The organism is Pseudogemmobacter sonorensis, assembly GCF_042762395.1.
Taxonomy (GTDB): Bacteria; Pseudomonadota; Alphaproteobacteria; order Rhodobacterales; family Rhodobacteraceae; genus Pseudogemmobacter; species Pseudogemmobacter sonorensis.
Map to the genome: position 1 here is coordinate 123,939 of NZ_JBEFZE010000007.1, position 23,558 is coordinate 147,496.

Annotated in this window: 22 protein-coding genes and 1 tRNA gene; 15 read left to right on the forward strand and 8 right to left on the reverse strand. The window is 66.3% G+C overall.

The features are described 5' to 3' along the window. The first annotated feature begins 9 nt into the window (after positions 1–9). Both ABNX41_RS07970 and uvrA read left to right on the forward strand, forming a co-directional pair. Positions 10–567, forward strand: a complete 558-nt coding sequence (locus tag ABNX41_RS07970) for a class I SAM-dependent methyltransferase (RefSeq protein ID WP_438669191.1) — start codon at positions 10–12, stop codon at positions 565–567. Between the two features lie 302 nt (positions 568–869). Further along, the gene (uvrA, locus tag ABNX41_RS07975) at positions 870–3,722 is read left to right on the forward strand and encodes an excinuclease ABC subunit UvrA (RefSeq protein ID WP_438669192.1); all 2,853 of its coding nucleotides are present in this window, start codon (positions 870–872) and stop codon (positions 3,720–3,722) included. 146 nt (positions 3,723–3,868) lie between these two features. Here uvrA and typA read toward each other — a convergent pair whose 3' ends face one another. The 7 genes from typA to ABNX41_RS08010 form a co-directional block, all read right to left on the reverse strand. Further along, positions 3,869–5,686, reverse strand: a complete 1,818-nt coding sequence (typA, locus tag ABNX41_RS07980; RefSeq protein WP_438669193.1) for a translational GTPase TypA — start codon at positions 5,684–5,686, stop codon at positions 3,869–3,871. A gap of 92 nt (positions 5,687–5,778) precedes the next feature. Further along, positions 5,779–6,393 (reverse strand): YitT family protein, encoded by a 615-nt coding sequence (locus tag ABNX41_RS07985; protein ID WP_438669194.1) that lies wholly within the window; start codon positions 6,391–6,393, stop codon positions 5,779–5,781. Between the two features lie 62 nt (positions 6,394–6,455). Further along, positions 6,456–7,058 carry a YitT family protein gene (locus tag ABNX41_RS07990; protein WP_438669195.1) on the reverse strand — a complete coding sequence of 201 codons (603 nt, stop codon included), beginning with the start codon at positions 7,056–7,058 and terminating at the stop codon, positions 6,456–6,458. Positions 7,059–7,232: 174 nt separating this feature from the next. Then, positions 7,233–8,447: an NADP-dependent isocitrate dehydrogenase gene (locus tag ABNX41_RS07995; protein WP_438669196.1), complete on the reverse strand. Its 1,215-nt coding sequence runs from the start codon at positions 8,445–8,447 to the stop codon at positions 7,233–7,235. A 154-nt stretch (positions 8,448–8,601) separates the two neighbouring features. Continuing rightward, positions 8,602–9,807, reverse strand: coding sequence for an HD domain-containing protein (locus ABNX41_RS08000; protein ID WP_438669197.1), 1,206 nt, complete (start codon positions 9,805–9,807; stop codon positions 8,602–8,604). A gap of 7 nt (positions 9,808–9,814) precedes the next feature. Continuing rightward, the gene (locus ABNX41_RS08005) at positions 9,815–10,078 is read right to left on the reverse strand and encodes a hypothetical protein (RefSeq protein WP_438669198.1); all 264 of its coding nucleotides are present in this window, start codon (positions 10,076–10,078) and stop codon (positions 9,815–9,817) included. Positions 10,079–10,082: 4 nt separating this feature from the next. Then, positions 10,083–10,742, reverse strand: a complete 660-nt coding sequence (locus ABNX41_RS08010) for an alpha/beta hydrolase (RefSeq protein ID WP_438669199.1) — start codon at positions 10,740–10,742, stop codon at positions 10,083–10,085. A gap of 424 nt (positions 10,743–11,166) precedes the next feature. On the opposite strand from ABNX41_RS08010, the gene iscR reads away from it, so the two are divergent. From iscR to ABNX41_RS08060, 10 genes are all read left to right on the forward strand, one after another. Beyond that, positions 11,167–11,685, forward strand: coding sequence for a Fe-S cluster assembly transcriptional regulator IscR (iscR, locus tag ABNX41_RS08015; RefSeq protein WP_438669200.1), 519 nt, complete (start codon positions 11,167–11,169; stop codon positions 11,683–11,685). A gap of 104 nt (positions 11,686–11,789) precedes the next feature. Continuing rightward, a complete protein-coding gene (locus ABNX41_RS08020; RefSeq protein WP_438669201.1) occupies positions 11,790–12,836 on the forward strand; it encodes a cysteine desulfurase family protein in 1,047 nt (348 codons plus the stop codon). Between the two features lie 67 nt (positions 12,837–12,903). Beyond that, positions 12,904–14,460: a Fe-S cluster assembly protein SufB gene (gene sufB, locus ABNX41_RS08025; protein ID WP_438669231.1), complete on the forward strand. Its 1,557-nt coding sequence runs from the start codon at positions 12,904–12,906 to the stop codon at positions 14,458–14,460. A 3-nt stretch (positions 14,461–14,463) separates the two neighbouring features. Then, positions 14,464–14,817, forward strand: a complete 354-nt coding sequence (locus ABNX41_RS08030) for a hypothetical protein (protein ID WP_438669202.1) — start codon at positions 14,464–14,466, stop codon at positions 14,815–14,817. A gap of 54 nt (positions 14,818–14,871) precedes the next feature. Continuing rightward, complete coding sequence (locus ABNX41_RS08035; RefSeq protein WP_438669203.1) at positions 14,872–15,480, forward strand: hypothetical protein; 609 nt, start codon at positions 14,872–14,874, stop codon at positions 15,478–15,480. A gap of 10 nt (positions 15,481–15,490) precedes the next feature. Next, positions 15,491–16,270, forward strand: coding sequence for a Fe-S cluster assembly ATPase SufC (gene sufC / locus ABNX41_RS08040; protein WP_438669204.1), 780 nt, complete (start codon positions 15,491–15,493; stop codon positions 16,268–16,270). Beyond that, positions 16,270–17,556: a Fe-S cluster assembly protein SufD gene (sufD, locus tag ABNX41_RS08045; RefSeq protein ID WP_438669205.1), complete on the forward strand. Its 1,287-nt coding sequence runs from the start codon at positions 16,270–16,272 to the stop codon at positions 17,554–17,556. Before sufC ends, sufD begins: the two co-directional genes overlap by 1 nt. A 9-nt stretch (positions 17,557–17,565) precedes the next feature. Beyond that, the gene (locus ABNX41_RS08050; protein WP_438669206.1) at positions 17,566–18,063 is read left to right on the forward strand and encodes a YIP1 family protein; all 498 of its coding nucleotides are present in this window, start codon (positions 17,566–17,568) and stop codon (positions 18,061–18,063) included. After that, complete coding sequence (locus ABNX41_RS08055; protein ID WP_438669207.1) at positions 18,060–18,659, forward strand: YIP1 family protein; 600 nt, start codon at positions 18,060–18,062, stop codon at positions 18,657–18,659. Before ABNX41_RS08050 ends, ABNX41_RS08055 begins: the two co-directional genes overlap by 4 nt. Continuing rightward, complete coding sequence (locus ABNX41_RS08060) at positions 18,652–19,872, forward strand: cysteine desulfurase (RefSeq protein WP_438669208.1); 1,221 nt, start codon at positions 18,652–18,654, stop codon at positions 19,870–19,872. The genes ABNX41_RS08055 and ABNX41_RS08060 overlap by 8 nt, the downstream gene beginning before the upstream one ends. Positions 19,873–20,278: 406 nt before the next feature. Here ABNX41_RS08060 and ABNX41_RS08065 read toward each other — a convergent pair. Beyond that, positions 20,279–20,355, reverse strand: a tRNA-Arg gene (locus ABNX41_RS08065). 175 nt (positions 20,356–20,530) lie between these two features. Here ABNX41_RS08065 and ABNX41_RS08070 point away from each other — a divergent pair. The 3 genes from ABNX41_RS08070 (at position 20,531) to pgl (ending at position 23,550) form a co-directional block, all read left to right on the forward strand. After that, positions 20,531–21,250 (forward strand): MgtC/SapB family protein, encoded by a 720-nt coding sequence (locus tag ABNX41_RS08070; protein ID WP_438669209.1) that lies wholly within the window; start codon positions 20,531–20,533, stop codon positions 21,248–21,250. Positions 21,251–21,427: 177 nt separating this feature from the next. Further along, positions 21,428–22,882, forward strand: a complete 1,455-nt coding sequence (zwf, locus tag ABNX41_RS08075) for a glucose-6-phosphate dehydrogenase (RefSeq protein ID WP_438669210.1) — start codon at positions 21,428–21,430, stop codon at positions 22,880–22,882. Continuing rightward, positions 22,879–23,550 carry a 6-phosphogluconolactonase gene (gene pgl / locus ABNX41_RS08080; protein WP_438669211.1) on the forward strand — a complete coding sequence of 224 codons (672 nt, stop codon included), beginning with the start codon at positions 22,879–22,881 and terminating at the stop codon, positions 23,548–23,550. Before zwf ends, pgl begins: the two co-directional genes overlap by 4 nt. The last annotated feature ends 8 nt before the right edge of the window (positions 23,551–23,558 follow it).

Sequence of the window (23,558 nt, forward strand, 5' to 3'; positions counted from 1 at the left end):
AGGGCGGCGATGACCTCGCTCAACCGCATCGTGATGCAGAAGGTCAGCCGCGACTGGCTGGCCTCGCTCGGCCCCGCCCGGCTGGATGCGGCGGAAATCTCCGGCGAATGGGGGGCGAAACTGGGCTTTCGCAGCTTTCGCAGCTTCCATTACCCCGATCACGACCCTTGCCTGGGCCCGTTCCGCGACAAGGACGGCAAGGTGATGCATTTCGACGTGATCCTCGCCAACCAGGTCTGGGAACATATCGACCGCCCGCATTCCGCCACCCGCAACGTGCTGCGCATGCTGCGAAAGGGCGGCTGGTTCTGGCTGGCGGTGCCGTTCTTCGTGCCCTTCCATGCCGTGCCGGTGGATTGCTCGCGCTGGTCGGCGCGCGGATTGCGCAACCTGCTGGCCGAGGCCGGATTCGAGCCGGATTCGATCATGACCGCGCAATGGGGCAATCGCGCCGCCGCGCTGCGCAACCTGGAAACCCCCTGGCCACCCGAGGCGCGCCCGGAAGACGATCTGAACAACGATCCCGATTTTCCCGTCGTGGCCTGGGCCATGGGCCAGAAGGCCTGAGGCGCCCCAAAAAACTCCGGGTCGCCGCCTCATCCGCCATCCCCACCAGGCCAACACCCCGGCACGCTAAAAAACCTTCCCCTTCCCCCCTTTCATCTTGGCCGAAATATCCCGGGGGTAGGGCGCGTCACGCGCCCAAGGGGGCAGCGCCCCCTTCCTGCCTGCCGCCCACCCGACCAAGGCCGCCCCGATCCGGGCAGATCCCGCCCATCCCCGCAAATGTTCGCCTAAAGTTCACAAAATCCGGTTGGAAAACACCCGGGATTGCCCTATCTCTGGCGCAATCCTGGGGGTGTGGATCCATGGCGGAACAGAAGTTCATCGAGGTGCGCGGCGCGCGCGAACACAACCTCAAGGGGGTCGATGTCGACATCCCGCGCGACCGGCTGACGGTGATCACCGGGCTTTCGGGCTCGGGCAAGTCCAGCCTCGCCTTCGACACGATCTATGCCGAGGGGCAAAGGCGCTACGTCGAAAGCCTCTCGGCCTATGCGCGGCAGTTTCTCGACATGGCCGGGAAACCCGATGTCGACCATATCTCGGGCCTCTCGCCCGCGATCTCGATCGAGCAGAAGACCACCTCGAAGAACCCGCGCTCCACCGTCGGCACGGTGACCGAGATCTACGATTACCTGCGCCTGCTCTACGCCCGCACCGGCACGCCCTATTCGCCCGCCACCGGCCTGCCGATCACGGCGATGCAGGTCCAGGACATGGTCGATGCGGTGATGGCCATGCCCGAGGGGACGCGCGCCTATCTGCTGGCCCCGATCATCCGCGACCGAAAGGGCGAATATCGCAAGGAATTCCTTGAGTTGCGCAAACAGGGCTTCCAGCGCGTCAAGGTCAACGGCACTTTCCACGAGCTGGAGGAGCCGCCGGTGCTCGACAAGAAGTTCCGCCACAATATCGACGTGGTGGTCGACCGCATCGTGGTGCGTGAGGGGCTGGAGACCCGGCTTGCCGACAGTTTCCGCACCGCGCTGAACCTTGCCGACGGCATCGCGGTGATCGAACTGGCCGATGAGGGTGCCGAGCGGAAGACCTATTCCGAGAAATTCGCCTGCCCGGTCTCGGGCTTCACCATCGCGGAAATCGAGCCGCGGCTGTTCTCCTTCAACGCGCCCTTCGGCGCCTGCCCCTCCTGCGACGGGCTGGGGGTGGAACTCTTCTTCGACGAACGCCTGGTGGTGCCCGACCAGGGCCTCTCGATCCCGCAGGGCGCCATCGCCCCCTGGGCGAAGTCGAAATCGGCCTATTTCACCCAGACGGTGGATTGCCTCGCGAAACATTACGGTTTCGACAAGAAGACCAAATGGCGCGACCTGCCCGAACAGATCCGCGCGCTTTTCCTTTACGGATCGAAAGGCGAGGAGATCGACTTCACCTATGACGAGGCCGGCCGAGTCTACAAGGTGCGCCGCCTCTTCGAAGGCATCATCCCCAATATGGAGCGTCGCTATCGCGAGACCGACAGCGCCTGGTCGCGCGAGGAGATGGAGCGCTACCAGGGCAACCGCCCGTGCTCGGCTTGCGGCGGCTACCGGCTCAAGCCCGAGGCGCTGGCGGTGAAGATCGCCGGTCTCCATATCGGCGAGGTGGTGCGGATGTCGATCCAGGAGGCGCTCGACTGGATCCTCTCGGTCCCCGCCAGCCTGAGCCACCAGCAGAACGAAATCGCCCGCGCCATCCTGAAGGAAATCGGCGAAAGGCTTGGTTTCCTTGTGAATGTCGGGCTGAACTACCTGACCATGGCCCGCAATGCCGGCACGCTTTCGGGCGGCGAAAGCCAGCGGATCCGGCTGGCGAGCCAGATCGGATCGGGGCTGACCGGCGTGCTCTATGTGCTGGACGAACCCTCGATCGGCCTGCACCAGCGCGACAACGACCGGCTGCTCGCCACGCTCAAGGGGCTGCGCGACCAGGGCAATACCGTGCTCGTGGTCGAACATGACGAGGATGCCATCCGCGAGGCCGATTACGTCTTCGACATCGGCCCCGGTGCGGGCGTGCATGGCGGCCAGGTGGTGGCCCGCGGCACCCCGGCCGAGATCGCCGCCGATCCCGCCAGCCTGACCGGCCAGTATCTGTCGGGCACGCGCGAGATCGCGGTGCCGAAAACCCGCCGCGCGGGCAGCGGCAAGAAGCTGACGGTGGTCAAGGCCAGCGGCAACAACCTGCGCGATGTGACGGCGGATTTCCCGCTGGGGAAATTCGTCTGCGTGACCGGGGTCTCGGGCGGGGGCAAGTCGACGCTGACCATCGAGACCCTGTTCAAGACCGCCGCGAGCCGCCTGAACGGCGCGCATGAAAACCCCGCGCCCTGCGAGACGATCAAGGGCTTCGAACATCTCGACAAGGTGATCGACATCGACCAGCGGCCCATCGGCCGGACTCCGCGTTCAAATCCGGCGACTTACACCGGCGCCTTCACCCATATCCGCGACTGGTTCTCGGGCCTGCCGGAATCCAAGGCGCGCGGCTACGGGCCGGGCCGGTTCTCGTTCAACGTCAAGGGCGGGCGCTGCGAGGCCTGCCAGGGCGACGGTGTCATCAAGATCGAGATGCATTTCCTGCCCGATGTCTATGTCACCTGCGAGACCTGCAAGGGCCAGCGCTACAATCGCGAAACCCTGGAAATCAAGTTCAAGAACAAGAGCATCGCCGACATTCTCGACATGACCTGCGAAGATGCGCGCGACTTCTTCTCGGCGGTGCCGTCGATTCGCGACAAGATGGAGGCGCTGTGCGAGGTCGGGCTTGGCTATATCAAGGTCGGACAGCAGGCGACGACGCTCTCGGGCGGCGAGGCGCAAAGGGTCAAGCTCTCGAAGGAGCTTTCGCGCCGCGCCACCGGCCGCACGCTCTACATTCTGGACGAGCCGACCACGGGCCTGCATTTCGAGGATGTCAGGAAACTCCTCGAAGTGCTGCATTCGCTTGTCGAACAAGGCAATACCGTCGTGGTGATCGAGCATAACCTCGATGTGATCAAGACCGCCGACTGGATCATCGACATCGGCCCCGAGGGCGGCGACGGCGGCGGCATGATCGTCGCCACCGGCACGCCGGAAAAGGTGGCGGCGAGCGAGGCCAGCCATACCGGGCGCTATCTCAAGGAAATGCTGAAACCGAGGCGCGTCGCGGCGGAATAGGCGCCTTGCCCGACCCGGGCGATGCCGGGGGTTTCACACCCCCGGACCCCCGTGGGATATTTGTGCAAAGAAGAAAGGATCGGCTTTTCTTCTTTGCCTAAATATCCCCGCCGGAGGCAAACGGCGCCGACAGGCGCCGCCTTCGATCATTCCGAACGGCTGGCGCGTTTGCGCTCATGCGGGTCGAGGTGGCGTTTGCGCAGCCGGATGATCTTCGGCGTGACCTCGACCAGTTCGTCGTCCTGAATATAGGCGATGGCCTCTTCCAGGCTGAGGCGGATATGCGGGGTCAGGCGCACCGCCTCATCCGTGCCGGAAGCGCGGATATTGGTCAGCTTCTTGCCCTTGAGCGGGTTTACCTCAAGGTCGTTGTCGCGCGAATGCTCGCCGATGACCATGCCGGTATAGACCTGTTCCTGCGCACCGATGAAGAGCTTGCCGCGCTCCTCCAGGTTCCAAAGCGCATAGGCCACCGAGACGCCGTTCTCCATCGAGATCAGCACGCCCTGGCGGCGGCCCTGGATCGGTCCCTTGTGCGGCACCCAGCCGTGGAAGATCCGGTTCAGCACGCCGGTGCCGCGGGTGTCGGTCAGGAACTGGCCGTGATAGCCGATCAGCCCGCGCGAGGGCACATGGGCGATGATCCGGGTCTTGCCGACGCCGGCGGGCCGCATCTCGACCAGGTCGCCCTTACGCTCGCCGGTCAGCTTGTCGATCACCGCGCCGGAGAATTCGTCGTCGACATCGACGATGACTTCCTCGACCGGCTCCATGCGGATGCCGTCCTCTTCCTTGAAGATCACGCGCGGGCGCGAGATCGACAGTTCGAACCCTTCGCGGCGCATGTTCTCGATCAGCACGCCCATCTGGAGTTCGCCCCGGCCCGAGACCTCGAAGGCCTCGCCGCCGGGGGTGTCGGCGATCTTGATCGCGACATTCTGCTCGGCTTCCTTCATCAGCCGGTCGCGGATCACCCGGCTTTGCACCTTGGATCCGTCGCGGCCGGCCAGGGGCGAATCGTTGATGCCGAAGGTGACGGTGATCGTCGGCGGGTCGATGGGCTGGGCGGGAAGGGCGGTCTCGACCTCGGGCGCGCAGAGCGTATCGGCCACGGTGGCCTTGGTCATGCCCGCGAGCGTCACGATATCGCCCGCCACCGCCTCTTCGATCGGGGTCTGGGCGAGGCCGCGGAAGGCGAGGATCTTGGTGACGCGGAACTGCTCGATCCGCTCGCCGTCGCGCGAGAGCGCCTTGAGGGTGGTGCCGGTCCTGAGCGTGCCGCTCTCGACCCGGCCGGTCAGCAGGCGGCCGAGGAAATTGTCGGCGCCCAGGGTGGTGGCGAGCATCGAGAAGGGCTGGTCGGCCTTTTCGACCTGGCTGGGCGCGGGAACATGGCGCACCACCAGCTCGAACAGCGCCGAGAGATCCTTCCGGGGCCCGTCGAGCGTCTCGTCGGCCCAGCCGGAGCGGCCCGAGGCGTAGAGATGGGGGAAATCGAGCTGTTCGTCGCTGGCGCCCAGATTGGCGAAGAGGTCGAAGACCTCATTCAGCGCGCGCTCGGGCTCGGCATCGGGCTTGTCGACCTTGTTGAGCACCACGATGGGGCGCAGGCCGAGCGCGAGCGCCTTGGAGGTGACGAATTTGGTCTGCGGCATCGGGCCCTCGGCCGCATCGACCAGCAGGACGACGCCATCGACCATGTTCAGGATCCGCTCCACCTCGCCGCCGAAATCGGCGTGGCCGGGGGTGTCGACGATATTGATCCGCAGCCCCTTCCATTCGACCGAGGTGGCCTTGGCCAGGATGGTGATGCCGCGTTCGCGTTCGATGTCGTTCGAGTCCATCGCGCGTTCGGTCGTGGCCTGACCCTCGCGGTAGGTGCCCGATTGTTTCAGGAGTTCGTCCACCAGCGTGGTCTTGCCGTGGTCGACGTGGGCGATGATCGCGATATTGCGAAGGTCCATTAGCTCTACCTGTTTGCTGCGGTGCCGCAGATACACGAGGAAACCGGGTTTGGAAATGCCGCAGTGCAGGGAAATCGCGATCAGGGCCGCGATCAGTTCACCACATACCAGTCGCGGCGGTGGTTGAAGGCGATCACCGCGTTCAGGATCATCGCGCCGAGGAGCGACCAGGCCACCCGGTCGAGCGGCAGCAGCCAGATCGCGATCGCGAACAGGATCAGGTCATGGGTCAACTGGGTCCAGCCCGCGCGAAAGCCGAAGCGGTCCTGCAGGATCATCGCCACGATCGAGACCCCGCCAAGGCTGCCGGAATGGCGGAACAGCCCCAGAAGCCCGACGCCCGCGCTGATCCCGAACAGGGCCGCCGCCGCCGCGGGATGGATATGGGCGACCTGCAGCAAGGGCTCCAGCGCCTCGGCCATCAGCGAGACCAGGGTGACCGTGCCCGCGCTTTTGGCGCAGAACACCGGCCCGCGCGCGATCCAGGCGAAGGCGAAGAAGGGGATGTTCATCAAGAAGAACACCGCCGAGAAATTCCAGTCGAAGGCATAGGCGAGGATCAGCGCCGTTCCCGCCGTGCCGCCGGTCACCAGCCCGGCCGCGCGCAGCAGGTGGATGCCGAGCGCGGCCTGCGCCGAGGCCACGATCAGGCCCTGGACATCCTCGAAGAGGGTATAGCGTTTTCCGGTGGAAAGGTCAGCTTTCATGACCTTATTCTGCGCCAATCCCGGCCCGCCGTCCATTGCGCATGGCGCATGGCAGCCATGCTTCAGGTGGCGATATAGCGGTCGCGGCGGTGGTTGATCGCCAGCACGAGGTTCAGGATCACCACGCCGGGGATCGACCACAGCACCCGCTCGGCCGGGATCCACAGGAAGGCCAGCGCGAAGAGCACCGCATCGAATCCCATCTGCAACCAGCCCGCGCGAAAGCCGGTGCGGTCCTGCACCATCAGCGCGACGATGCCGATGCCGCCCAGGCTCGACCCGTGGCGGAACAGCGCCAGAAGGCCCGCCCCGGTGGTGAAGCCGAAGAGCACCCCGGCCAGAAGCGGATCGAGATGCGAGAAATCCATCAGATGCGGCAGTGCCTGCGCCATCAGCGACAGCAGCGTGACGGAGACCAGGCTCTTGACCGTGAAGGCCGGGCCCAGCCTGCGCCAGCCGAACCAGTAGAACGGCAGGTTGACGAGGAAGAACACCGGCCCGAAGGCCCAATGCCCGGCGTAGGAGATCACCAGCGCGAGGCCCGCGGTCTGGCCGGTGATGAAACCCGCATGCTGCAGGAATTGCAGTCCGAGCGCGCACATCAGCGTGCCGAACACCAGCCCCTGGGCATCGTCGAAGATCGTATGGCGCTCGGCTTTGTTCATGAGACCAGATGCGACGGATCGCGCCGGGAGTAAAGTCTTCGCAGGGTGCGGCCTGCGCCTCCGGCGGGGATATTTCTGCAAAGAAGAAAGCCGGGGCGTTTCGAGAGGGGGAGGGGCAAAGGAAAAGGGCCGGTCGCGGGGGACCGGCCCTTTCGGGATGCGTTGTTGGCGAGATCAGCCTGCCAGCGCCTTGTTGAGATATTCGTCGACCTTTTCCAGATAGCCCATGGTGGTGAGCCATTTCTGGTCCGGCCCGACCAGCAGCGCGAGGTCCTTGGTCATGAAGCCGTCCTCGACCGCCTGCACGGTGACCTTTTCGAGCGTCGCGGCGAAATTCGCCAGCGCGGTGTTGTTGTCGAGTTTCGCGCGATGCTTCAGCCCGCCGGTCCAGGCGTAGATCGAGGCGATCGAATTGGTCGAGGTCTGCTCGCCCTTCTGGTGCTGGCGGAAGTGGCGGGTCACGGTGCCATGCGCCGCCTCGGCCTCGACGGTCTTGCCATCGGGCGTCAGCAGCACCGAGGTCATCAGCCCCAGCGAGCCGAAGCCCTGCGCCACGGTGTCGGATTGCACGTCGCCATCGTAGTTCTTGCAGGCCCAGATATAGCCGCCCGACCATTTCAGCGCCGAAGCCACCATGTCGTCGATCAGGCGGTGTTCGTAATGGATGCCCGCCGCCTTGAACCTGTCTTCGAATTCCTCGGCATAGACCTTGGCGAACAGGTCCTTGAACCGGCCGTCATAGGCCTTGAGGATGGTGTTCTTGGTCGAGAGATAGACCGGCCAGCCCTTGAGCAGCCCGTAGTTGAACGACGACCGCGCGAAGTCGATGATCGACTGGTCGAGGTTGTACATCGCCATGGTCACGCCCGCGCCGGGGGCGTCGAACACGTCCCTTTCGATGACCGTGCCGTCCTCGCCCACGAATTTCAGCGTGAGCTTGCCCTTGCCCGGGAACAGGAAGTCGGTCGCGCGATACTGGTCGCCGTAGGCGTGGCGGCCGACCACGATGGGCTGGGTCCAGCCCGGCACCAGGCGCGGCACGTTCTTGCAGATGATCGGCTCGCGGAAGATCACGCCGCCCAGGATGTTGCGGATGGTGCCGTTGGGCGATTTCCACATCTGCTTGAGGCCGAATTCCTCGACCCGCGCCTCGTCGGGGGTGATGGTGGCGCATTTCACGCCGACGCCGTATTGCTTGATCGCATTGGCGCTGTCGATGGTGATCTGGTCGTTGGTGCGGTCGCGCTCTTCGATGCCCAGGTCGTAGTATTTCAGGTCGATGTCCAGATAGGGCAGGATCAGCTTCTTCTTGATGAAGTCCCAGATGATCCGGGTCATCTCGTCGCCGTCGAGTTCGACGACGGGGTTGTCCACCTTGATCTTGGTCATGCCATGCCCTTTTGCTGTTGGGGATTCGCCTGATCGGGGTTCTAGCCCAAACTTGCCGGCCGGGGAAGGTGGTATGCAATGGCATACCGAGTATTCGCCCGATTTTCGCCCGGTCCGATCTTCTGTCCGATCTCAGGCCCGACCTGCGCCGCGTTCATCCTGGGCCGGGCGCGGGCGGAAGCGAGGGGGCGGGGCCGAGGCCGCGGTTTTCGAACCAGGGCAGCGCCCTTGCGCGCACCCATTGCCATATGCCGGGCGCGCCCCGGGCGATCTTGACGCCCACCCGCGATTCAAGCTGGTCGAAGCTGACGCCGTAGCTGGTCCAGGTGCCGCCGCCGCAGGCGAGGTTCTGCATCACCGGCTGCACCCGGTCGAGGCTTTTGGCGAAGACCGCGTCGGGGCTCTCAGCGGCTTCGAATTCGTCCCAGAGCGCGCGGAATTCGCGGGTCTGGGCGGCGGGCAGCAGGCCGAAGATCCGATCCGCCGCGCGGGCCTCGGCGGCCAGCGTCTCGGCGCTGGCATGGGCGGTGCCGCCCGCCGAATGGATCGGCACGTCGCCGGTGTCGATCTCGACCAGGTCGTGCAGGACCAGCATGCGGATCACCCGGTCGATCCGCACGGTTCCGGGCGCCTGATCGGCCAGGATCATGGCGTAGAGCGCCAGATGCCAGCTATGCTCGCCCGAATTCTCGCGCCGCGATCCGTCGCAGAGCGTGGTCGCGCGGAGGACAGACTTCAGCCGGTCGGCCTCGGCCAGGAAGGACAGGCGCGCGCGCAACTCCCCGGGGGCCGTGCCGGGCCGCCCGGCCAGCAGGTCCTGCGCCAGCGCGTAGGCCTCGGGCCATTCGTCGCGAAAGCGCGCGGCGCGGCCGGAGGCGAGGTTGTCGCGCACCACCGCCAGGTGATCGGCCAGGGGCGTGGGCGACATCAGCACCTGGAAGATCGGCTGGGCATGGTCGAGCTGCTTGGCCAGCCGCGCCTCGGCGGTGTCGGCGGCCTCGAATTCCTGCCAGAGCGCCAGGAGCGGCGCGCCGATGTCCGGGGGCAGCAGGCCGAAGATCCGCCTTGCGGCCTGCGCCTCGGCCCGGGCGAGGGCGGGCGCGTCATGGTCGAGATGGATCGGCTGGTCGCCGGTGTCGATCTCGGGCAGGTCGTGCAGGACCAGCATCGCGACGACCCTTGCCAGGTCGACGCCCGGCTGGGACCCCGCCATCACCAGCGCCCAAAGCGCAAGGTGCCAGCTATGCTCGCCCACGTTTTCGGGCCGCGATCCGTCAAGCAGCACATTGGCGCGCAGGACCGATTTCAGCCGGTCGGCCTCTTCGAGAAAGGCGAATTGCGCGGCCAGACGGTCGGTCATCGCCGCTTCAATGCCCGCCGGTGTCGCGCGGCGCGGCGGGGGCCTCGGCCCCTTCGCGCAGCGCCCGCAGCGCGCGGTCGAGGAAGTCGCGCCCGCGCGCCTCGGCCAGGCGGATGCGGATCGAGGTCATGAAGGCCTCTTGCAGTGTCGGTGAGGCGGCCATCAGCACCCGCGCCACCTGTTCGTAGAAACGGTCGTCGCCCAGATCGGCCTGGGCGGCCAGCACGTCGCGGGCAAGATCGTCGGCAAGGCTCTGGATGAAATCGGCCATGGCGTCAGCGCGAGCTTTCGGTCATGCGGCGCCGGACGTAATCCGAGACCGTGCCGATCATCGGCTTCATGTGGCTTTCCTCGTCCTTGAAAAAATGGTCGGCGCCCTCGATCTCGGTATGGGTGATGGTGATGCCCTTCTGCTCGTGCAGCTTCGACACCAGGCTGCGGGTGTCCTTGGGCGGCGCCACCTTGTCGGCCGAGCCGTTGATGATCAGCCCCGAGGAGGGGCAGGGCGCGAGGAAGGTGAAATCATACATGTTGGCGGGCGGCGCGACCGAGACGAAGCCGGTGATCTCGGGCCGTCGCATCAGAAGCTGCATGCCGATCCAGGCGCCGAAGGAGAACCCCGCCACCCAGCAATGCTTGGCGTTCTGGTTCATCGCCTGGAGATAGTCGAGCGCCGAGGCCGCGTCGCTGAGTTCGCCGATGCCCTGGTCGTATTCGCCCTGGCTGCGGCCGACGCCGCGGAAATTGAAGCGCAGCACCGTGAAGCCGAGGTTGTAGAAGGCATAATGCAGGTTATACACCACCTTGTTGTTCATCGTGCCGCCATAGGCGGGGTGGGGATGAAGCACGATGGCGATCGGGGCGTCGCGGTCCTTCTGGGGGTGGTAACGGCCTTCGAGACGACCATCGGGGCCGGCAAAGATGACTTCGGGCATGGGCCTCGCCTGGGATGCACCGGGATTTCTTGACGGAAATGCCGGAAGATATTAGAACTGTTCTAAAAGGCTGGATCGCCTTTTGGGATCGGACCTGAGGTAATGGCCGCTTCCGGCGGCGTCAATGCAATTGCTTGGGGAATCGCCTGCGAAGCCGGGTGGGCAATCGCCCCGGGGAAGTCGGCCGGTGTTATCTGGCGGGCGTCGTCTGGCAGGGGCGGTGCCGCGCGGCGGCCTGCCGGAGCGCCGATGGCGCTCTTGCGGTCGGACCGGGCGGCGGCGTCATTGTCTGACTCGCGGTGTCCGACTCGCGGGCGGGCTTGGATTGCGCTTGGCCCGCGTTGCGGTCGGGCCCGGATTGCGGTTGGATCGGGCCCGGGCGGGCCAGGGGCCGAGGGCCCGTATCTGGAAGGGAGAGGCGGCGTTGAAACTTTCGACCAAGGGACGTTACGCGATGGTGGCGCTGGCCGATCTCGCGATGATCGAGGCGCAGGCGGCGCGCAAGGCGGCGACCGGCGCGGGCGGGACGGGGGAGGAGTTGGTCTCGCTTTCCGAGATCTCGAAGCGGCAGGATATCTCTCTGCCCTATCTGGAGCAGCTTTTCGTCAAGCTGCGCCGCGCGGGCCTGGTCGAGGCGGTGCGCGGTCCGGGCGGCGGCTATCGGCTGGCGCGCAGCCCCGCTGCCATCCGGGTGAGCGAGGTGCTGCAGGCGGTCGAGGAGACGGTCGATGCGATGCATACCGGCGCGGGCGCCACGGGGGGATCCTCGGGGACGCGGGCGCAGTCGCTGACCAACCGGCTGTGGCAGAGCCTTTCGGCCAATGTCTATGTGTTCCTGCACCAGACCCGGCTGTCGGATGTGATCGGAAACGATCTGACGCCCTGTCCGGCGGTGCCGAACCTGTTCCGGGTGGTGGACGAGGAAGAGGCGGCGGCGGGCTGACTGGGGGGAAGGCGCGGAAGGAAGGGGGCTGTCCGCCCCCTCTTGGCCTGGCGGCCAATTCACCCCCGAGGATATTTTTGCCAAGATGAAGGGGCGCGGGCGGAATGGCGGCGCGGTTGTATCTCGACTGGAATGCCACGGCGCCCCTGCGGGCCGAGGCGCGGGCGGCCATGGCGGCGGCGATGGATGTCGTCGGCAATCCCTCGTCGGTTCATGCCGAGGGCCGGGCCGCCAAGGCGCTGATGGAGCGCGCGCGCGGCCAGGTGCTGGAGGCGCTTGGCGCCGGGGGGGCGGATCTGGTCCTCACCTCGGGCGCGACCGAGGCGGCGGCCCTGGCGCTCGCGGGCCGGGGGATGGTTTGCGCGCCGGTCGAGCATGAGGCTGTGGCGGCCTGGTGCGCCGCGGATCTCGCGGTGGATGCCGGGGGCAGGGTGAGTGTGCCAGAGCCGGGCCGCGCGACGCTGCAATTGGCCAATTCCGAAACCGGGGTGATCCAGGAGCTGCCCGCGGGGCTGGCGGTTTCGGACCTGACCCAGGGTTTCGGCAAGATCGCCTTCGCCTTCAACTGGTTGGGGGTGGAGGGGGGCCTCGTCTCGGCCCACAAGGCCGGGGGGCCGCGCGGCATCGGCGCGCTGGTCTTGCGGCAGGGCGTCGATCTGGCGCCGCAATTGCGCGGCGGCGGCCAGGAAAGCGGGCGGCGCGCGGGCACCGAGAACCTGATCGGCATCGCCGGTTTCGGCGCGGCGGCCGAGGCGGCGGCGCGGGATCTGGCCGGTGGGGTCTGGGAGGAAGTCGCCGAGATTAGAAATATTCTAGAATCAGCATTGATGGCCGGCGCGGAAGGCATTATTTCCGTGGGCAGCGATGTCGCGCGCCTGCCCAATACGCTGAACCTGATCGCGCCCGGATGGAAGGGCGAGACCCAGGTGATGGCGATGGATCTGGCGGGCTTCGCCGTCTCGGCGGGCTCGGCCTGTTCCAGCGGCAAGGTGCGCGTCTCGAAGGTGCTGCGCGCCATGGGGTTCGACGAGGAACGCGCCGCGCAGGCGGTCCGCGTCTCGATCGGGCCGGGCGTGACCAGGGAAGACGTGCTGCGGTTCGCCGAAAGCTGGACCAAGGCCTATGGCCGCGCGCGGATGCGCCTGGCGTAACGGACGGGAGTTGAAGGTGATGGACAGCGAATTGGCCAGGGACGGGATCCGGCCGGACGCGGCCCGCATGGATGGCGCCGAAGCCGCCGCCGGAGGGCTTTCCGGCGCGGACGAGATCGAGGTCCGCGAGGGCGTCGACCGCGAGACCATCGAGACGGTCCAGGCCATGGCCGGGAAATACAAATACGGCTGGGAAACCGAGATCGAGACCGAATATGCCCCCAAGGGCCTGTCGGAAGACATCGTGCGGCTGATCTCGGAAAAGAACGGCGAGCCGGAATGGATGCTGGACTGGCGCCTGGCCGCCTATCGGCGCTGGCTGAAGATGGAAGAGCCCCGCTGGGCCATGCTCGACTATCCCGAGATCGACTATCAGGACCAGTATTACTACGCCAAGCCCAAGAGCATGGACGTGAAGCCGAAATCGCTGGACGAGGTGGATCCCAAGCTGCTTGCGACCTATGCCAAGCTGGGGATCCCGCTGAAGGAGCAGGCGCTTCTGGCCGGGGTCGAGGCGCCCGAGGGTGAGGCGCCGGGGGGCGAGCGTCGCGTCGCGGTCGATGCGGTGTTCGATTCCGTCAGTGTCGGGACCACCTTCAAGGAAGAGCTGAAGAAGGCGGGCGTGATCTTCTGCCCGATCTCGGAGGCGATCCGCGACTATCCCGAACTGGTGAAGAAATACATCGGCTCGGTCGTGCCGCAATCGGACAATTTCTTCGCCACGCTGAATTCGGCGGTCTTTTCCGACGGCTCCTTCGTCTATATCCCCGAGGGCGTGCGCTGCCCGATGGAGCTTTCGACCTATTTTCGCATCAATGCCGAGAACACCGGCCAGTTCGAGCGCACGCTGATCATCGCGGAAAAGGGGTCTTACGTCAGCTATCTGGAAGGCTGCACCGCCCCCAAGCGCGACACTCACCAGCTTCACGCGGCTGTGGTGGAGATCGTGATCCTGGAGGATGCGGAGGTGAAATATTCCACCGTGCAGAACTGGTATCCGGGTGACGAGAACGGGGTGGGCGGGATCTACAACTTCGTCACCAAGCGCGCCGATTGCCGGGGCGACCGCGCCAAGGTGATGTGGACGCAGGTGGAGACCGGATCGGCGATCACCTGGAAATACCCCTCCTGCATCCTGCGCGGCGACGATGCCCAGGGCGAGTTCTATTCGATCGCCATCGCCAACAACGCCCAGCAGGCCGATACCGGCACCAAGATGATCCATCTGGGCCGCAACACCAAATCGCGCATCGTCTCGAAGGGGATTTCGGCGGGCCGCGCCCAGAACATCTATCGCGGTCTGGTCTCGGTCCATCCCCGGGCCAAGGGCTCGCGCAATTACACCCAATGCGACAGCCTGTTGATCGGCGATCAATGCGGCGCCCATACCGTGCCCTATATCGAGATCCGCAACAATTCCTCGCGCTGCGAGCATGAGGCGACGACCTCGAAGGTGGATGACGACCAGCTCTTCTACTGCCGCTCGCGCGGGATGGACGAGGAAGAGGCGGTGGCGCTGGTGGTGAACGGCTTCTGCAAGGAGGTGCTTCAGGCGCTGCCGATGGAATTCGCCATGGAGGCGCAAAGCCTGGTGGCGATCTCGCTTGAAGGTTCGGTGGGCTGATCCATGTCGCGCGAGCCCTATTCCTCGGCGCCCGAGCGCTGGTTCGAGCGGGTGGAGGCGCGCTGGAACGCCCGGGCGGCAAGAATGCTGGCCGGGCGGAGCCCCTATTCGGCGGGCCGGACGCAGGCGGGTCCATTCGTCCTGGTGGTGGTGCTGACCTTCGCCCTCTGCGCCACAGTCGGGGCGGTGGTCGGGGAATGGCTGATCGCGCGCGGTGCCTCGCGCGGGATCGGGGCGGCGGTGCTGGCGCTGTTTTATGCCGTGGGCCCGCTGATCATTCTGACGACCCTTGCCGCGCGATCGAGCCTGCGGGCGGCTGCGAGAGCAAAGCGCGCGGCCGAGGAGCAGGCGGAATGAGACTGGGCGCCCCTTCCTTCGTTGCCCGATGGGCGGCGTTTCGACCCGTGTGAGATGGCCGTCTTGCAGAGCATTGATCCCACACCCCCCGAACTGACGCTGCCGGAAGCCGAGGCCCGGGCCTGGACTTCGGCCTGCGCGCGGGCCGGGGTGGTGCTGGAATACGGCTCGGGCGGCTCGACGCTGGTCGCGGCCGGTTCGGGGGCCGAGGTCTGGTCGGTGGAATCGGATGCGGCCTGGGCGGGGCGGATGCGCGACTGGTTCGCCCGCGATCCCGCCGCCGCGGCGGCCCGGGTGCATGTCCATCACGCCGACATCGGGCCCACCCGCGAATGGGGCCATCCGCTGGACGAATCCGCTTTCCGCCGCTGGCCGGATTATGCCTTGAAGGTCTGGGACTTGCCGGGGTTTTCTCACCCGGACCTCGTGCTGGTCGACGGTCGCTTCCGGCTGGGCTGCTTCCTGACCGTGGCCTATCGGATCACCCGTCCGGTCACGCTGTTCTTCGACGATTACCTGCCGCGCGAGGCCTATCACAAGGCCGCCGATCTCGTGGCCCCCGTGGAAATGATCGGGCGCATGGCCCGGTTCGAGATGAAACCCGTTCAACTGACGCCGGACCGGCTGCGCGCCTATATGCGGGCGCTGCTGCAACCGGTCTGAGGAGAGAGAGATGCTGAAGATCGAAAACCTGCATGTGAAGCTTGAGGAAGAGGACAAGGTCATCCTGCGCGGCGTGGATCTTGAGATCGGCCCCGGCCAGGTCCATGCGATCATGGGGCCGAACGGGTCCGGCAAATCGACGCTTTCCTATGTGCTGGCGGGCCGCGACGGCTATGAGGTGACCGAGGGATCGGCCAGCCTGGAGGGCGAGGAGCTTCTGGAGATGGAGCCCGAGGCGCGCGCGGCGGCGGGCCTGTTCCTGGCCTTCCAATATCCGGTCGAGATCCCCGGCGTCGGCAACATGACCTTCCTGCGCACCGCGGCCAATGCGCAACGCAAGGCGCGCGGCGAGGAAGAGCTTTCGGCGGGCGATTTCCTGAAACTGGTGCGCGAAAAGGCCAAGGCCCTGAAGATCGACGCCGACATGCTCAAGCGTCCGGTCAATGTCGGCTTCTCGGGCGGCGAGAAAAAGCGCAACGAGATCCTGCAGATGGCTATGCTTGAGCCGAAGATATGCATCCTGGACGAGACCGACTCGGGCCTGGATGTCGATGCGATGAAACTGGTCTCCGACGGGGTGAACGCCTTGCGCGACGCCGGGCGCAGCTTCCTCGTCATCACCCATTACCAGCGCCTGCTCGACCATATCAAACCGGATGTGGTCCATATCATGGCGGCGGGCCGGATCGTGAAGACCGGCGGGCCGGAACTGGCGCTTGAGGTCGAGAACAACGGCTATGGCGATCTGCTGGCCGAAGTGGACGGGGCCGAACGGAACGGGGCGGTGTGATGGCATTGGCGAAACTGAAACAGGACGCGCTGGCGGCGCGGATCGCCGGGCTTTCCTTTGCCGACAGCGGCTGGCAGGGCGCGGCGCGGGCCTCGGCCCTGGCGCGGCTTGGCGCCATGGGGCTGCCGATCCGGCGCGACGAATACTGGCGCTACACCGATCCGGCGGCGCTGACCTCGGCCGCTCCGGTCGCGGCGGCGCCTTTCGAGGCCTCGGACGAAAGCCCGATCTTCGACGGGATCGAGCGGCTGCGGATCGTCTTCACCGATGGCGTCTTCGACGCCGCGGCCTCGGACGACCTTTCGCTGGCCGGGGTGGAGATCGAGCGCCTGGCCGAGGCCGGGACGCGCGACATCCACTGGGCCCAGGGGCTTTACGGCGTGCTTGAGGCGCGCGGGCAGAAGCCGGTCGAACGGCCTCTGGCGGCGCTGAATTCCGCCTTCGCCCCGGACGGGATCCTGATCCGGGTGACGGGCAAGGCGGAAAAGCCGGTCTCGATCATTTACAACCATGTTTCAGATGCTTCCGATGCGATGCTCCACCATTGCATCAAGCTTGAGAATGGCGCGGAATTCACCCTGCTGGAGAATGGCCCTGCGGCGGCGCGGTTCAATTCGGTGCTTGAGGTCGAAGTGGCCGATGGCGCCGCCTTCCACCACATCCGCGCCCAGGGCCGCGACCACGAGCGTCGCGCGGTCACCCATATCTTTGCCCGGCTGGGCAGCGAGTCGCTGTTCAAAAGCTTCACCATGACCGCGAACGGCCGCCTGACCCGCAACGAGGCGGTGCTGGAGCTGACCGGCGACGACAGCATCGCCCATGTCGCGGGCGCCGCGATGGGGAACCGGGACTTCCTTCAGGACGACACCGTCTTCATCACCCATGCCGCCGAGCGGTGCGAGAGCCGCCAGGTGTTCAAGAAGGTCCTGCGCAACGGCGCGACCGGGGTGTTCCAGGGCAAGATCCTGGTGAAACAGGGCGCGCAGAAGACCGACGGCTACCAGATCAGCCAGGCCCTGCTTCTGGACGAGGACAGCAATTTCCTCGCCAAGCCCGAGCTGGAGATCTATGCCGATGACGTGAAATGCTCGCATGGCTCGACCTCGGGCGCGATCGACGATACGGCGCTCTTCTACCTGCGCTCGCGCGGGGTGCCCGAGCGGGCGGCGCAGGGGCTTCTGGTGCTCGCCTTCCTGGCCGAGGCCATCGAGGAGATCGCCGACGAGACCATCGCCGAGGATATCCGCAGCCGGCTTGAGGGCTGGCTGAACCGGCACGGCGGCTGAGGCGGGCGGATGTCCATCACGTCCGAGATCTTCCAGACCTGGCGCCACCCGGCGCAGGCGATGGCGCGCAGGCTGGCCCAGGGCCCGCGCGAGGATCGGGCGATCGCGGTCCTGATGGGGGCCTGCCTGCTGGCCTTTGTCGCGCAATGGCCGCGACTGGCGCGCGAGGCGCATTTCAACGGCCTTTCCGGCCAGCCGGGCCTGCCGGACCTGCAGGCGCTGATGGGGATCAACCTTTTCGCGCTGCTCTTCATCGCGCCGCTGGCGCTTTACGCGGTGGCGGGGCTGTCGCAGCTTCTGCTGCGGCTGTTCGGGGTCCGTGTCTCGGGCTACGGGGCGCGGATCGCGCTGTTCTGGGCGCTTCTGGCCACCGCGCCGCTGATGCTGCTGCAGGGGCTGGTGGCGGGGTTCGTCGGGCCGGGGCCGGGGTTGCATCTGCTTGGCGTGCTGGTCGGGCTGGGGTTCCTGTGGCTGTGGCTGCGGCTCTTGCGGGCGGCGCGGCAATGACGGTGCGGGGCGGTGTCGGCTTGGGCGAGCTTTTGCGGCTGAGCCTGGCCGATCCGCGCCGGGCGATGCGGCTGATCCTCGGCCTGGTGCTGCCGCCTGGCACGGCGATGACCGCGCTGGCGCTGGCGGCGGTTCTGGCAGCTTTCGCCATGCATCTTCTGCGGCTGCTGCTGCCGGGCGGCCGCTCGGGCCCGTCGCTGCTGGATATGGGAGGTCCGATCTCCACCGCCTTGATCCAGCTTGGATTTCTGCTTCTGATGGCGCAACTCGTTTGCTGGATCGGCCGCATGGCCGGAGGGCGCGGCGGCATCCAGGCGGCGCTTCTCGCGGTGGCCTGGCTGGAAGTGGTGATGCTGGCGGTGCAACTGGCGCTGATCGGCGTCATGCTGGTCTTGCCCGGGCTGGCGGCGGTGCTGATGTCGCTCGGCGTCGCGGTCTTCCTGTGGCTGCTGACCGGATTTGTCGCCGAACTGCATGGTTTCCCGTCGATGAGATGGGTGTTTCTTGGCATAATCGCAACGGCTTGCGCGATGATCTTGATCCTTTCCATCCTGCTGGCGGCCCTGATCGGCCCGGAGGTTTTGCAAAATGTATGACATCGCCAAGGTGCGCGCGGATTTCCCCATCCTGTCGCGCGAGGTGAACGGCAAGCCGCTGGTCTATCTGGACAATGGCGCTTCGGCGCAGAAGCCGCGCGTGGTGATCGATGCGATCACGCGGGCCTATTCGATGGAATATGCCAATGTCCACAGGGGTTTGCACCACCTTTCCAATCTTGCGACCGAACAATACGAGGCCGTGCGCGGCAAGATCGCCCGCTTTCTGAACGCCCCCGACGAGGAGGAGATCGTCTTCGCCTCGGGTGCGACCGAGGCGATCAACCTCGTCTCCTATTCCTGGGCGGCGCCGCGCCTGCAGGCGGGGGACGAGATCGTGCTGAGCGTGATGGAGCATCACGCCAATATCGTGCCCTGGCATTTCCTGCGCGAACGCCAGGGCGTGGTGTTGAAATGGGTCGAATGCGACTCCAATGGCGATCTTGACCCGCAGGCGGTGATCGACGCCATCGGGCCGCGCACCCGGCTGGTCGCCGTCACCCATATGTCGAATGTGACCGGAACGGTGGTCGATGTCGCGGCGATCTGCGCGGGCGCGCGGGCGCGGGGGGTTCCGGTGCTGGTCGATGGCTCGCAGGCAGCGGTCCATAGGCAGGTGGACCTGCGGGCGATCGGCTGCGACTTCTACGCGATCACCGGGCATAAGCTATACGGGCCAAGTGGTTCCGGCGCGATCTTCATCCGTCGTGAGAGGATGGAGGAGATGCGCCCCTTCCTGGGCGGCGGCGACATGATCCGCGATGTCTTTCGCGACGAGGTCACTTATGCCACCCCGCCGATGCGGTTCGAGGCCGGGACCCCGGGCATCGTCAACCAGATCGGGCTGGGCGTCGCCATCGACTATCTGACCGGCCTCGGCATGGAGAATATCGCCGCGCATGAGCGTCGGTTGCGCGACCATGCCCGGGCGCGGCTGGCGGGGCTGAACTGGCTCAACGTGCAGGGCAATTCGGCGGGCAAGGGGGCGATCTTCAGCTTCACCCTTCAAGGTGGCGCGCATCCACATGATATATCGACCGTTCTTGACAAGCGCGGTATCGCGGTGCGCGCGGGCACCCATTGCGCCATGCCCTTGATGCAGCATTTCGGCGTTTCCGCGACCTGCCGCGCCTCGTTCGGGCTCTACAATACCGAGGAAGAGGTCGAGGCACTGGTCTCGGGGCTGGAGCTTTGCCGAGATCTCTTCGGCTGACGGCCCTGCAGGTTTGACGCCCCGCCTTCGCCGCAGGGCCGCCGTTATGCCGGGCTGCGGTGCTGCGCGGCGATCAGCTCCATGATATAGGGATGAAGCGGCGCGCTGACCACGCGGCTGCGCGCGCCGTATCGTCGCGCTCGAACGCGACAAGCTGGCGGTGGATGAAAAACTGGCAAACGGGCCGGGGCGGCGTCGCACCTTCGAAGAAATGTTCGAACTCGCGATGATTTTCCTCACAAACCATTGTAAATTATAGGTTTCTGATCGTTTGGAAGACAAGCGAACGGTGCTAAGACTGACCTTCGCCAAAAGGTTGCCTCATGACTGGAAAAACGGGTTTCGAACTCCGGAAACCACTATAGCATTCAATATGTTAGGAGGGGAAAGCATGGGTAAAGCGAAATGGCGCACCCGACAGGATTCGAACCTGTGACCTCTGCCTTCGGAGGGCAGCGCTCTATCCAGCTGAGCTACGGGTGCCAGATCGCCCTGGCCGATGCCGGACGATGTGGCGCAGCCCTAGCTGTTGGGGCGCGCAGTTGCAACCTCTTTCTGCGAGGTGCGGCATGGGCGGCATTCCGAAAGTTCCGTTACAAAAGCGTTACAATTCTTCGCGACCCGTGCAAGGCTGTGCCGCCGAACCAAGGAGCGCGCCATGCCCGTCACCCTGCTTGCCGCCACGATCAACATGTCGGTCGCGCTTGGCTGCGGCGCGCTGATCGGAATCGAGCGCCAGATCCGCCAGCGCAAGGCGGGGCTGCGGACCAATGCGCTCGTCGCGCTCGGCGCCTCGGCCTATATGGTGTTCTCCATGCTGGTCGAGGGCGACATGAGCCCCAGCCGCGTCGCCGCCCAGGTGGTCAGCGGCATCGGTTTTCTGGGCGCGGGCATCATCTTCCGCGACGGGTTCAACGTCCAGGGGCTGACCACGGCGGCCACGCTCTGGTGCTCGGCCGCGGTGGGGCTGCTGGCGGGGGGCGGGCATTGGCAGATCGCGCTGGTGGCGACCGGGATGGTGGTCTTCGTCAATTTCGCGCTGCGCCCCTTCGTGCAATGGCTCAAGCGCCGCCTGGCCGCGCGGATGCCTGGGGTGCGGGTCTGGCGCATCGGCGTCAGCGTCGCGCCCGCGCAGGAGGCGGCCACCCGCAGCCTGATGCTCAGCACGCTTTCCATCGGCGGGCTGCATCTGGGCGCGATCGAGAGGCGGGCCCTGAAGCGCGGCGCGGAGGAGGGGGACGAAGCCGAGGGGATCGAGCTCCTCGCCACCGTGACCGACGACGACAGCGGCGGGCAGAAGCTGGAGCAGGCGGTCCAGCACCTCGCCGCCGTGCCCGGCCTGGCCCGGGTCAGGTGGGAGGCGGTGGAGGAGGGCTGATCCGCCCGCAGCATCGGGCATGTTTTTCGGGCATGTCCCGGCCCGGGCGCCGGATTTCGCGCGCGCCCATGGCGCGTGGCGGTTGCGGGCCTTGCCCCGGATGCTAGACAGGGGACAGGCGGCGGTCTAGAAGGGCGCCGTTAACGCTAACAGCTTGCCGTCGGCACGGGGGAAACCATGGCGTCTCGCGTCATTCCGGTCGAGGTCTTCGACCTTGTCGTCTTCGGCGCCACCGGCGATCTGGCGCGCAGAAAGATCCTGCCAGGGCTTTACCTGCGCTTCCTCGCCGGGCAGATCCTGCCCGAATGCCGCATCATCGGCGCCGCGAGGGGCGAGTTGTCGCCCGGCGATTTCCGCGAGATGGTCGCCGCGGCCATCGCCGAATTCGTCCCGCCCGCGCGGCGGCAGGACGAGGCGATCGAGGGCTTTCTGGACCGGCTTTGCTACATTGCCATCGACGCCACCGGCGAGATCGGCTGGAGCGAGCTGAAGCGCGAGATCCGCGGCGACGTGATCCAGGCCTTCTACTTCTCGGTCACGCCCGCGCTGTTCGGCGCCATCGCCGAGCGCCTGCGCGCCCATGACATCGCCGGGCCCGGGGCGCGGATCGTGGTGGAGAAGCCCTTCGGCCACGACCTCGCCTCGGCCCGCGCGCTGAACGCCACGCTGGCGCGACATTTCGACGAAAGCCAGATCTACCGGATCGACCATTACCTGGGCAAGGAGACGGTGCAGAACCTGATGGCGGTGCGCTTCGCCAATATCCTGTTCGAGCCGCTGTGGAAGTCGGAATATATCGACCATGTCCAGATCACCGTGGCCGAGACCGTGGGCGTGAACGGGCGCGGCGCCTATTACGACAAATCGGGCGCGATGCGCGATATGGTGCAGAACCATATCATGCAGCTTCTGTGCCTGATCGCCATGGAGCCGCCCTATCACTTCGACCCCGATGCGGTGCGCGACGAAAAGCTCAAGGTGATCCGCGCGCTGGATCCGGTCCGGCCCGAGGATATCGTGCGCGGCCAGTATCTGGCCGGGCAGGGCGGCGCGGGCTATCTGGAGGATGTCGAAAGCGCCGCCAGCCGGACCGAAAGCTATATCGCGCTGAAGGTGAACATCTCGAACTGGCGCTGGAAGGGCACGCCCTTCTACCTGCGCACCGGCAAGCGCCTGCGCGCCCGCGAATCCGAGATCGCCATCACCTTCAAGGAGCCGCCGCATTCGATCTTCGACGACCATCGCGGTTGGCGCGACAACGTGCTGGTGATCCGGCTGCAACCCGACGAGGGGATCAACCTGAAGGTCATGATCAAGGAGCCGGGCCCGGGCGGCATGCGGCTGGTGCAGGTGCCCCTGGACATGTCCTTCGCCGAGGCGCTCGGCGATGCGGCGGAGGACGCGCCCGACGCCTATGAGCGGCTGATCATGGATGTGATCCGCGGCAACCAGACGCTTTTCATGCGCGGCGACGAGGTCGAGGCGGCCTGGGCCTGGACCGATCCGGTGATCGAGGGCTGGGAATCGCGCGGCGAAAAGCCCCAGCCCTATGATGCCGGAACCTCCGGCCCCGAGGATGCGTTGATGCTGATGCACCGCGACGGGCGGCGCTGGAGAGAGATACGGGCATGAATTTCCACGCCTATCCCGACCGCGACCTGATGTATCTGTCGCTGGCCAATACCATCGCCGGAGAGCTTGCCGATTTCATCCGGCGCGAGGGCAGGGCCACGCTGTCGGTGCCGGGGGGCACCACGCCGGGGCCGGTCTTCGACATCCTCTCGGGCGTCGATCTCGACTGGGGGCTGGTGTCGGTGGTGCTCAACGACGAACGCTGGGTGCCCGATCATTCCGACCGCTCGAACACGCGGCTTCTGCGCGAGCGGCTGTTGCAGGGCCCCGCGGCGCGGGCGCGGCTGATCCCGCTGGTCGCCCCCGCCGCCGCGCCCGAACAGGCGCTGCCCGATCTGATCCGGGGGCTGGAGCCGCATCTGCCGGTCTCTGTCCTTCTGCTGGGGATGGGGGCGGACATGCACACCGCCTCGCTTTTCCCGGGGGGCGAGGGGCTGGCCGAGGCGCTGTCGCCCGAGGCGCCGCCGCTGGTGGCGATGCGGGCCGAGGCGGCGGTCGAGCCGCGCGTGACCCTGAGCGCGCCGGTGCTGCGCGCCGCCTTCAAGATCCATCTGCTGATCACTGGCGAGGCCAAGAAGCTTGCGCTAGAACAGGCCACCGGCCTGCCGCCCGAGGCGGCGCCGATCCGGGTCGTGCTGGATCAGGCCGAGGTGCATTGGGCGGAATAAGGTCTGGA

Excerpts from the sequence above, each read along its gene's own strand:
- ABNX41_RS07970 (WP_438669191.1), top strand. The coding sequence starts at position 10 with ATGACCTCGCTCAACCGCATCGTGATGCAGAAGGTCAGCCGCGACTGG.
- uvrA (WP_438669192.1), top strand. The coding sequence starts at position 870 with ATGGCGGAACAGAAGTTCATCGAGGTGCGCGGCGCGCGCGAACACAAC.
- typA (WP_438669193.1), bottom strand. The coding sequence starts at position 5,686 with ATGGACCTTCGCAATATCGCGATCATCGCCCACGTCGACCACGGCAAG.
- ABNX41_RS07985 (WP_438669194.1), bottom strand. The coding sequence starts at position 6,393 with ATGAAAGCTGACCTTTCCACCGGAAAACGCTATACCCTCTTCGAGGAT.
- ABNX41_RS07990 (WP_438669195.1), bottom strand. The coding sequence starts at position 7,058 with ATGAACAAAGCCGAGCGCCATACGATCTTCGACGATGCCCAGGGGCTG.
- ABNX41_RS07995 (WP_438669196.1), bottom strand. The coding sequence starts at position 8,447 with ATGACCAAGATCAAGGTGGACAACCCCGTCGTCGAACTCGACGGCGAC.
- ABNX41_RS08000 (WP_438669197.1), bottom strand. The coding sequence starts at position 9,807 with ATGACCGACCGTCTGGCCGCGCAATTCGCCTTTCTCGAAGAGGCCGAC.
- ABNX41_RS08005 (WP_438669198.1), bottom strand. The coding sequence starts at position 10,078 with ATGGCCGATTTCATCCAGAGCCTTGCCGACGATCTTGCCCGCGACGTG.
- ABNX41_RS08010 (WP_438669199.1), bottom strand. The coding sequence starts at position 10,742 with ATGCCCGAAGTCATCTTTGCCGGCCCCGATGGTCGTCTCGAAGGCCGT.
- ABNX41_RS08020 (WP_438669201.1), top strand. The coding sequence starts at position 11,790 with ATGGCGGCGCGGTTGTATCTCGACTGGAATGCCACGGCGCCCCTGCGG.
- sufB (WP_438669231.1), top strand. The coding sequence starts at position 12,904 with ATGGATGGCGCCGAAGCCGCCGCCGGAGGGCTTTCCGGCGCGGACGAG.
- ABNX41_RS08030 (WP_438669202.1), top strand. The coding sequence starts at position 14,464 with ATGTCGCGCGAGCCCTATTCCTCGGCGCCCGAGCGCTGGTTCGAGCGG.
- ABNX41_RS08035 (WP_438669203.1), top strand. The coding sequence starts at position 14,872 with ATGGCCGTCTTGCAGAGCATTGATCCCACACCCCCCGAACTGACGCTG.
- sufC (WP_438669204.1), top strand. The coding sequence starts at position 15,491 with ATGCTGAAGATCGAAAACCTGCATGTGAAGCTTGAGGAAGAGGACAAG.
- sufD (WP_438669205.1), top strand. The coding sequence starts at position 16,270 with ATGGCATTGGCGAAACTGAAACAGGACGCGCTGGCGGCGCGGATCGCC.
- ABNX41_RS08050 (WP_438669206.1), top strand. The coding sequence starts at position 17,566 with ATGTCCATCACGTCCGAGATCTTCCAGACCTGGCGCCACCCGGCGCAG.
- ABNX41_RS08055 (WP_438669207.1), top strand. The coding sequence starts at position 18,060 with ATGACGGTGCGGGGCGGTGTCGGCTTGGGCGAGCTTTTGCGGCTGAGC.
- ABNX41_RS08060 (WP_438669208.1), top strand. The coding sequence starts at position 18,652 with ATGTATGACATCGCCAAGGTGCGCGCGGATTTCCCCATCCTGTCGCGC.
- ABNX41_RS08070 (WP_438669209.1), top strand. The coding sequence starts at position 20,531 with ATGCCCGTCACCCTGCTTGCCGCCACGATCAACATGTCGGTCGCGCTT.
- zwf (WP_438669210.1), top strand. The coding sequence starts at position 21,428 with ATGGCGTCTCGCGTCATTCCGGTCGAGGTCTTCGACCTTGTCGTCTTC.
- pgl (WP_438669211.1), top strand. The coding sequence starts at position 22,879 with ATGAATTTCCACGCCTATCCCGACCGCGACCTGATGTATCTGTCGCTG.